General features: G+C 25.4%; 7 protein-coding genes and 1 pseudogene. 5 read left to right on the top strand and 3 right to left on the bottom strand.

Going from position 1 to position 8,218, the window contains the following annotated elements; translation table 11 throughout:
- Window positions 1-6 precede the first annotated feature (6 nt).
- Window positions 7-1,017, bottom strand: a pseudogene (locus DB318_RS05000) (PTS transporter subunit EIIC); the annotation flags it as partial.
- Between the two features lie 337 nt (window positions 1,018-1,354).
- Window positions 1,355-2,599, bottom strand: coding sequence for an ankyrin repeat domain-containing protein (locus DB318_RS05415; RefSeq protein WP_151060830.1), 1,245 nt, complete (start codon window positions 2,597-2,599; stop codon window positions 1,355-1,357).
- 100 nt (window positions 2,600-2,699) lie between these two features.
- On the opposite strand from DB318_RS05415, the gene DB318_RS05410 reads away from it, so the two are divergent.
- The gene (locus tag DB318_RS05410) at window positions 2,700-3,251 is read left to right on the top strand and encodes a hypothetical protein (RefSeq protein ID WP_151073917.1); all 552 of its coding nucleotides are present in this window, start codon (window positions 2,700-2,702) and stop codon (window positions 3,249-3,251) included.
- 9 nt (window positions 3,252-3,260) lie between these two features.
- Here the strand turns inward: DB318_RS05410 and DB318_RS05405 are convergent, their stop codons facing one another.
- Entirely contained in the window at window positions 3,261-3,956 is a 696-nt protein-coding gene (locus DB318_RS05405; protein WP_151074427.1) for an ImmA/IrrE family metallo-endopeptidase, read from the bottom strand.
- 46 nt (window positions 3,957-4,002) lie between these two features.
- On the opposite strand from DB318_RS05405, the gene DB318_RS05400 reads away from it, so the two are divergent.
- From DB318_RS05400 to DB318_RS05385, 4 genes are all read left to right on the top strand, one after another.
- The gene (locus DB318_RS05400; RefSeq protein WP_172964389.1) at window positions 4,003-4,515 is read left to right on the top strand and encodes a hypothetical protein; all 513 of its coding nucleotides are present in this window, start codon (window positions 4,003-4,005) and stop codon (window positions 4,513-4,515) included.
- Window positions 4,490-4,996, top strand: a complete 507-nt coding sequence (locus tag DB318_RS05395; RefSeq protein WP_151074426.1) for a hypothetical protein — start codon at window positions 4,490-4,492, stop codon at window positions 4,994-4,996. The genes DB318_RS05400 and DB318_RS05395 overlap by 26 nt, the downstream gene beginning before the upstream one ends.
- Window positions 4,997-5,066: 70 nt before the next feature.
- Window positions 5,067-6,422: an NCS2 family permease gene (locus DB318_RS05390; RefSeq protein WP_151074425.1), complete on the top strand. Its 1,356-nt coding sequence runs from the start codon at window positions 5,067-5,069 to the stop codon at window positions 6,420-6,422.
- Between the two features lie 107 nt (window positions 6,423-6,529).
- On the top strand, window positions 6,530-7,885 hold the full coding sequence (locus DB318_RS05385; RefSeq protein WP_151074424.1) for an NCS2 family permease: 1,356 nt from the start codon (window positions 6,530-6,532) through the stop codon (window positions 7,883-7,885).
- Window positions 7,886-8,218: the final 333 nt, after the last annotated feature.

Raw genomic sequence — 8,218 nt, 5'->3', positions numbered from 1 at the left:
TGAAGCTACATTGTTTTTATTTTCAGGTTTTGATGTGTGATACATAGCGAGCGCAGCCCCAGGTAATCCAAAAATCATAACAACAAATTCTCCGCTAAAAAATCTTGTTCCTTTTGCAACTTCAAAGTGTACAGTATTTGGATCTGCAAGTTGTTTGAAGAATATGTTTTGTGCCCCTGATATTAGTTCTCCATTTATTTCCAATGTTCCACCAACAGCTGTTTGCCAAAATGGTAAATAAAATATATGGTGAAGTCCAAACGGAATTAAAGATCTTTTTATTGCCCCATATGCAAATGTTCCAAAAAGTCCGGATTGTTCTACGATGTTTCCAAACGAAGTCATTGCAGTTTGGACAAAAGGCCAAGTAAATGTTAAAAATATTCCTACTACAAACATTGTTATTGTGGTTACGATTGGCACAAATCTTGTGCCTCCAAAAAATGCTAAGAATGTGGGTAATTGAATATTATAAAATCTGTTATGAAGAAAGACAGCAAAAAATCCTGCTATCATCCCCCCCATTACGCTCATTTGAAGAGAAAATATTCCAAGCACATTTGTATATTCCTGACTTTTTGCAGTTGCAGCTGCTTCAGGCATTCCTAATTCTAATAGTGCTTTTAAGCTTGCGCTTTCTGGTGTTATTCCTTGTATGTACAAGATTCCATTTATAGTTTGATGCATAACTAAAAAGCCTACTACCCCTGCTAAAGCAGCTGTTCCTTTTTCTACTTTGGCAAGTCCGATTGGAATTGCTGCTGCAAACATTAAAGGTAAGTTAGCAAAAATTACTTCTCCTGTATATTTCATAAGATAAAGTATTGAGTTTGCTAGAGTTCCTTTTCCAAGTGCTGCTTCTAATCCATAAGCCTGAATCATTGTGTCGTTAGTAAATGCTCCTCCGATTCCCAATAAAATTCCAGCTGCTGGTAAAAGTGCTATAGGAAGCATAAAAGCTTTTCCTATTTTTTGCAATATTGTAAATATAGATATAGATGCGGATGATGTTGACATAATTTTCCCCTTTTTATTAAATCCAAATTAATTAATTAAAATAATTAATTTGAATAATACGCTTAATATCTTAACAAGATTTTTTAATCTTGTAAATATTGGCACTGAATAATTAATAATATATTAAAAATTGCTGTTTGTAAAATTTTATATTTCTAAAAAGAGCTAAAGATTATTTTCAATTTAATCTCGTATGTCATTATTATTAAAGTATCGGGTTTAACCTTTTTTCTTCATTGAATTATTACAAATTAAATTTAGAATTTTAGTAAATTGAATCAATTTAGTTTAGAATGCTGTTGTCATGCTAATTGCTGATTTAATTAGCATGACAAAGTTAAATATCAATTAAATATTTATAGATTTCACTAGTTTTATTAGAGTAATCTATAGGGAGTTTATTGTCGCTATCTCTGATATTTGGATTAGCGCCTTTTTTAATAAGTGATTTAATAAATTCTAAATCATATTTTTGAATTATGGCATTATGAAGAGCTGTTTGAGAACTTTGATTTTTTAAATTAATATTAAATTCTTTTGTGATTAAATAATTTATGATATTTTTTGCTTTTACATTTATGGCATAAGTAAATATTGGATTGCCGTTAGAAAATATTGTATTTAATGAGATAATATTATTATTTTTTGCTAAAAATTCTTTAAAATCATTAAGTTTATCATTTTCAACTAAATGTTGTAGTTGCTTTTTTTTTTCAATGTATAAGCCGTATTCTTTTTTAATTTTTATTGCTTTAAGAAAATTGTTGTTATTCTCTTGCAAGTCTATGTAATAAGGGCTAGCCTCTATATTATTGTTATAATATTTTATAGGAGTGATAGTATTGCTTTCATTAAGATAATAAACATTTATTATTTCCTTAAAATGTGTATTTTTATTTTCTGGGATTATATCAAATCTAACTTTATATTTTTCAAATTCTCTAAAGGGAATTAAATTATAATTTTGATCGTAAAACAGTAATTCCGTTATTTGTCCATTTGTATTTTTTATAACAGGAATAATATTTCCATGCTCATCAATACTTATTTCTGTATTTTCTCCATTTAAAATGGGTAATTTATATTTATTATAAATAGGATTAATATTTTCTTTTATTTGTTCTAATTTTTTTTTAATTTCTGAATTTGTTGCTTTGACATAATTTTTATAATTTGTTTGAATTTCATAAGAACTTTTGCCAATGTTTTTAGAGTATTTCTCAAAACTAGCATTAAACACCGTATATATTGGATCAAATTTTGACATCAATTCCATTCTTATTGGTACTGGAAAATTTAGTAGGTATTTTTGAAAAAATTGTTCATTTATTTTATGTATTTCAAGAAATTCTTTTTCAAAAATATTAAAATTTTCTAATAACTGTTTTTCAGTATAGTAATAAGATAAGTTTGAGCTAATAATAAAAAGAATAAAAAAAGTTAAATAATATAAAAAGTATAAATTTTTTAATTTATCCCTGATCTTGTTTCGTAAGTTTTTATTAAAAATCGTAAAAGATAAAAATCCAATAACAAGGTACCCAAAATATAAAAATATCTTGCTTAACGCATAAGAGCTCATTATACATCCTTTTAAAGTTTATTTTTACATTATATCAAAATATTTATGTATTTTATTTACTTTACTTTATTTTACTAAAAGCATACAATTTAAACATTAAATGAAGAAGTTTTTAATTTCTATTTATTTTTTATTTCTTTATGGGTGTTCAACAATTTCTTTGGTTACAATACCAGAAAAAGATGAAATAAATTTAGCTGTTTTAACATCTTTGATGAATTATCCTGATTTGAAAATTTCAAATTTTAAAATCAAAGACTATGAACATTTGCATCGGGTATCTGATTTTGAAATTTTAAATGATATAAAAAATAGTGTTTATATTTACATTGATGAATCTAATTTTAATAGTAATATTAATTTTATTAAAGAACTTTTTATTTATAATAAGAAATTATATAGTATACTTATTGCTTATAGCTCAACCCAAGGTGCATCTTTTAAAGCAGAAGTTTTATCTTATCTTGAAAGACAAAAAATTATGAAAAATTTTTCATTAAAAATCAATTTCCCAACTACTAAGAAATTTATGAATAATAAGTATTGGATTGTAATTGCAAAAACTCATTTAGATTCTCTTATTAAGAGTAAATATTATTTAGCCTTAGCTAATGTAAAGATGGAATATATACTCAAAAAGTTTTTAATTTAAAAAAGCTTTTTATTCTAGATCTTCAAATATTTTTTTAATTCTTTCTTTTTTTTCAAGTTCATATTTTTCCAAATCAAGAGCTATTGATTCTTTAATTCTATCTGTATTATGGAGGCAAATCTTAGCTTCTACTTTATGTTTTGTATTTTTAATTTTTAAAAGGTTTTTATTCTTTTTTATTTTTTCTATTTTGCTAAGTTCATTAAGTATGCTTAATTTTAAATAAATTGTATTTTGGGTTACTTGAAATTCTTTTGCTATTGTTTTTTGAGGGTACTCTTTAGATTTATATTGAGATAATTTTAATTTTAATGTGGTTGTTGGAATTAAAATGTTTGTTGCAAATATATTAGCTTCTGTTATCATTTGACTATCTTTAATATCATTATAATGGTTTTCATTTTTAGTTAGATTTTTGATTTGATCTTGATGCATCAAATAATGTCCTAAGTGTTTTGCTATTGTAAATCTTTTATTTTCAAGACTCATATTTTCATTTATATATAAAGATTTTTCATTTAATTGAATATATCCTGAAAAATCTTTATGTTTATCTTGAAAACTTATTTCAAAAATTTTAAGATCTTCTTCCATAGCAATTTTTATTATAGGAACCGGAATAAGTAATATTTTATGTTTTAATATTATATAATCTGAATAGACTTTGGAATTTTCAATATAAGCACCGAAGTTATTTTTATTCATTTAATATAAATACTCTCCTTTCTGTATTGTATAATATAAGTTAATTATGAAATATAGTTTTTCTTTGATTTTAATGGTTTTTATTTATTCTTCTTGCAAGGTTTTAAATATTGCTGAAGATTTAGAAAAGAATTTTGAAAAAATTGAAAGAGCAGATTATTTTCTTTATTTTTATCCAGATAGTCAGATCTACATTAAAAAAGATAAATCTAATAATAAATTTACTGTTTTTTTAAATGTTATGTTAGATTCAAATTTAAATTTTACTAAAGGATATCTAAAATTAATTCAAGACAATAAATATATTGGAAGCATAGCCATTTCTAAGGTAGTTAGCATTGGAAATTTTAAATTTTTATACATTAACCTTAATAAAGACAATTTTACTCTTATGTCAAAAGCTTTAACCCCTTATAAAAAGCTAGTATTTTTGTTTAACGATGATTCTTTCCAAGTTTGGACCAAAGAGACTTTGCAGTATGATCCAAGATTTATTGATGTTAATTTTAAAAATACAAAAAATACTTTAGAATATGCATTTAAAAATAAAATTCTATAAAAATCTTCACATATCATTGACTGTCTTTAAAATTTTTAAAAAATATTTATTATTTTTTAATCTAATATTTTTAATATTGTCTTGTTCTACAATCTATTTTGACGGTATTCCCGAATTAAAAAAAGATTCCAAATATATTAAATTAATTCAAGAGAATAATAAAATTTCTTTAAGACATTATTTTACTGTTTCTAATAAGTGGAATTTAAGGTACAAAGAACCTTTATTTTTAAAAGTTGGAAATGATATAATTGCCATATTTTTATTTAATCATCACAAGCTAATTGATCATCAATATCTTCAAACCTTTTTTAGTGTTGGAAAAGATATTTCTTTAAAAGCTTATTTAAAGCTTATTAAAGCCAGAAAATTTGTTATTACAAATAGTTCTGAAAGGGTTATTAAAACTATTGTATTCTCAAATTTACCCGACAGCGAAAATATTCTTTTTCAGAATAATATGATTAATAAAATTCAATAGCTCATTAAAAAAATTAGAGAATTAATGGTTATTATTAAAGATAGTTTTAAACAATAAAAAGGAAAATTTTATGGGGAAATATGTAAAAAGTTTATTTTTTCAATTTAAAAATAGTGATATTAACTACAAAAAGGAAATTTTTGCAGGCATTACTACTTTTTTAAGTATGTCATACATTATAGCTGTTAACCCGGCAATACTATCTAAAACGGGTATGCCAATTGGTGCGCTAGTCACTGCAACCTGCCTAACAGCAGCATTCTCTACAATATTAATGGGACTTTATACTAATACCCCTTTAGCATTAGCTTCTGGAATGAGTTTAAATGCATTTTTTGCATATTCTGTAGTAATTGGCATGAATATTCCTTGGCAAGTTGCATTGGCCGCTGTTTTTATTGAAGGACTAATTTTTATTTTTCTATCCTTTTTAAGAGTAAGAGAGCAAATTATAAATTCTATTCCAATAAATCTAAAATACTCTATTACAGTTGGAATCGGGCTTTTTATTGCTTTTATTGGCTTTGTCAATGGCGGCATCATCATTAAAAATGATGCTACATTAGTTGGAATTGGAGCATTCATTGATTTTAAAGTTTTATTTACATTTTTAGGATTATTTTTTATTGTAATTTTTGAACAATTAAATATTAGAGGAAGCATACTTTGGGCAATTAGTATAGTTACTGCCACAGCATGGACATATGCAACATTTAACCTAGAAGGTGCTAAATCTATTGGGATACATCTTCCCAATGGGGTTTTAAAATTTGAATCTATTAGGCCAATATTTAATCAATTAGATTTTTCTTATGCTTTGAGTGAGCATTTTTGGACTTTTATATCAATAGTTTTTATTTTCTTGTTCAACGATTTGTTTGATACTGTGGGTATTTTAATAAGTGTTACAACAAAAGGTGGTATGTTAGATAAAAACGGAAAAATTCCTAATGCAAAAAAAATTTTATTAGTAGATGGAGTTGCTACTACTTTTGGATCAGTAATGGGAGTTTCTACTGTTACTACTTATATTGAAAGTTTTACTGGAATTGCTGAGGGTGGCAAAACGGGTTTTACTTCAATTGTAACTGGATTATTATTTTTAGTTGCAGTGTTTTTTGCTCCTCTTTTTATTGCTGTTCCTGCTAGTGCAACTGCTGCAGCTTTAATATATGTAGGATTTTCAATGTGTAGAGAAATAATAAAAATTGATTTCTTTAATATTAGAGAAAATATTTCTAGCTTTTTAATATTTTTTTTGATTCCCCTAACTTATAGCATTTCTTCAGGATTTTTTGTTGGAGCAGTATTTTATATTTTATTAAATTTATCATTTAATCTTTTTAGTAAAGAAAAGACTAAGATTTCTCCTATAATGTTAATATTGTGCTTAATTTTTATTATTAAATTTATTTATGGCTATTAATGTTTTCATAAAATTTAATTTATCACCGTATTTTATTAGTAGGTAAAATCTAATAAATGGTGACGGTTTTATTTTTGATATAAAATAAAATTTGAGGAGGAATTTTAATGAATCAATCCAAAGAAACATTATTATTTCAATTTAAAAATAACACCATCGATTATAAAAAAGAAATTATTGCGGGCATTACCACCTTTTTGAGTATGGCATACATAATAGCTGTTAATCCAGCAATATTATCTAGCACAGGTATGCCAATTGGGGCATTAGTTACTGCAACTTGTTTAACATCAGCATTTTCTAGTATATTAATGGGACTTTATACTAATACACCTATTGCACTAGCACCAGGTATGGGTCTTAATGCATTTTTCGCATTTTCTGTAGTAATTGGAATGAATATTCCTTGGCAAGTTGCATTAGCTGCTGTTTTTGTTGAAGGACTGATTTTTATTGTATTATCTCTATCAAGGGCTCGAGAAAGTATTGCAAATTCCATTCCGGTAAATTTAAAATACTCTATTACAGTTGGAATAGGTCTTTTTATTGCTTTTATTGGGTTTGTCAATGGGGGAATCATCATTAAAAATGATGCCACATTGGTTGGAATCGGAACATTCATTGACTTGAAAGTTTTATTTACATTTTTAGGATTATTTTTTATTGTAATTTTTGAACAATTAAATATTAGAGGAAGTATACTTTGGGCAATTTGTTCAGTTACTGCTATAGCTTGGATATATGCAATCTTTAATCCAGAAAGCGCAGTTGCTGCTGGAATACGTTTCCCAGACGGAATTTTAAGGTTTGAATCTATTAAGCCAATATTTAATCAGTTGGATTTTTCCTACATATTAAGTAAACATTTTTGGAGCTTTATTACAATTGTATTAATATTATTGTTTAACGATTTATTTGACACTTTGGGTACTTTAATAGCAGTAGCAGCAAAAGGTAATATGTTGGATAAAAATGGAAAAATTCCTAATGTCGGCAAAATATTTTTAATTGATGCCATTGCTACTACTGTTGGAGCAATAATGGGAGTTTCAACTGTAACAGCATACATTGAAAGTTGCACAGGAATAGAAGAAGGTGGCAAAACTGGACTTACAACAATAGTAACAGGGGTAATGTTTTTTATTGCAATATTCCTTTCGCCATTATTTATTGCTGTTCCTGCTAGTGCAACTGCTGCAGCACTAATATATGTGGGATTTTCAATGTGCAAAGAAATAATAAAAATTAATTTTTCTAATATAAGAGAAAATATTTCTAGTTTTTTAATACTTTTTTTAATTCCCTTGACATATAATATCTCTTCAGGAATAAGCATTGGAATAATATTCTATGTTTTAATAAATATAATACTTAATTTGCTAGAAAATAAAAAAAATAAAATCTCTCCAATAATGATAATACTGTGTGTAATTTTTATTACTAAATTTATTTATGGTTATTGATTAATTTGCTATTTATAAAAAAAATTAAAAATTTGTAATTGAAATAAAATAAATTATAAATCATAAAAAAATATCGTCAAAATATTCTGCTTATTGGCAAACCTTATAAAATCCTCACAAGATAAACCCTAAGAAACTACTTTATTATCTTTAAAGCCCTAGCAAAACTTTTTAAGCCTTCAAAAAATCAAAATTTGTAATTTATAAATTAAACTGCTATCCTCCAATTTTTTATATTTAGACTACTTAATTTCAATTTATTAGTAGCTTTTGAAATAAGCTTTATTTTAAAGAACTTAAAGTTAAAATCATTTAATCCTTTTTTAAAATTCA

The organism is [Borrelia] turdi, assembly GCF_008828755.2.
Taxonomy (GTDB): domain Bacteria; phylum Spirochaetota; class Spirochaetia; order Borreliales; family Borreliaceae; genus Borreliella; species Borreliella turdi.
Note: the sequence above shows the minus strand (reverse complement) of the source record. Positions and strands in the feature narration are given on the sequence as shown.

Bases quoted from the DNA above. Each gene is read 5' to 3' on its own strand.
- DB318_RS05400 (WP_172964389.1), top strand. From the start codon at position 4,003: ATGAAATATAGTTTTTCTTTGATTTTAATGGTTTTTATTTATTCTTCT.
- DB318_RS05385 (WP_151074424.1), top strand. From the start codon at position 6,530: ATGAATCAATCCAAAGAAACATTATTATTTCAATTTAAAAATAACACC.
- DB318_RS05415 (WP_151060830.1), bottom strand. From the start codon at position 2,599: ATGAGCTCTTATGCGTTAAGCAAGATATTTTTATATTTTGGGTACCTT.
- DB318_RS05395 (WP_151074426.1), top strand. From the start codon at position 4,490: ATGCATTTAAAAATAAAATTCTATAAAAATCTTCACATATCATTGACT.
- DB318_RS05390 (WP_151074425.1), top strand. From the start codon at position 5,067: ATGGGGAAATATGTAAAAAGTTTATTTTTTCAATTTAAAAATAGTGAT.
- DB318_RS05405 (WP_151074427.1), bottom strand. From the start codon at position 3,956: ATGAATAAAAATAACTTCGGTGCTTATATTGAAAATTCCAAAGTCTAT.
- DB318_RS05410 (WP_151073917.1), top strand. From the start codon at position 2,700: ATGAAGAAGTTTTTAATTTCTATTTATTTTTTATTTCTTTATGGGTGT.